This window comes from Bartonella sp. AC62GZZY (genome assembly GCF_042196525.1).
Lineage (GTDB): Bacteria > Pseudomonadota > Alphaproteobacteria > Rhizobiales > Rhizobiaceae > Bartonella.
In genome coordinates this window covers 1-544 of record NZ_JBHIQN010000101.1, presented here as the reverse complement: position 1 = coordinate 544, position 544 = coordinate 1, and the positions used below count along the sequence as shown (strand labels likewise).

The following is a 544-nucleotide window of genomic DNA, read 5'->3' as shown; positions in this document are numbered from 1 at the left end:
CATGGCTTGCTCCAATGTTGCCGTTTACGATGGAAGAAGCTTGGTTAGAGCGTTACCCAAAGAGTCAATCGGTGCATTTGGAACAGTTTCGTTCTACGCGAGAGGAGTGGCAGAATGAATCTTTGGCTGAACGTTGGAAAAAAATTCGTCAGGTCCGCAAAGTTGTGACGGGTGCTTTAGAGCTTGAACGAGCAGACAAGCGTATTGGATCATCTTTAGAAGCAGCCCCCATTGTTTTTATTTCTAATCCAACTTTATTGGAAGCATTGGAGAATCTAGATATGGCAGAAATTTGTATCACTAGTGCTCTAACAATTAGGCAGGACACAATACCTAAGGATGCTTTTACTCTGAGTGATGTTGAAGGCGTTGGTGTGTATCCGGGGAAGGCTTTGGGTAAAAAATGTGCGAGGTCATGGCGTTATACACAAGATGTTGGCAGCGATCCGGCTTATCCTGATATATCTGCTCGCGATGCGGCTGCTTTGCGTGAATTACAGATGCTTGGCAGGATTTAAAGTTTAGATCAAGAGGAGGAGAAAAT

At 44.3% G+C, this 544-nt stretch carries 1 protein-coding gene; it reads left to right on the top strand.

Annotated features, from left to right (window positions below):
* Positions 1 to 518: class I tRNA ligase family protein (locus ACFIML_RS09385; RefSeq protein ID WP_375688064.1), on the top strand; the 518-nt coding region annotated here is incomplete at its 5' end.
* Positions 519 to 544 lie beyond the last annotated feature (26 nt).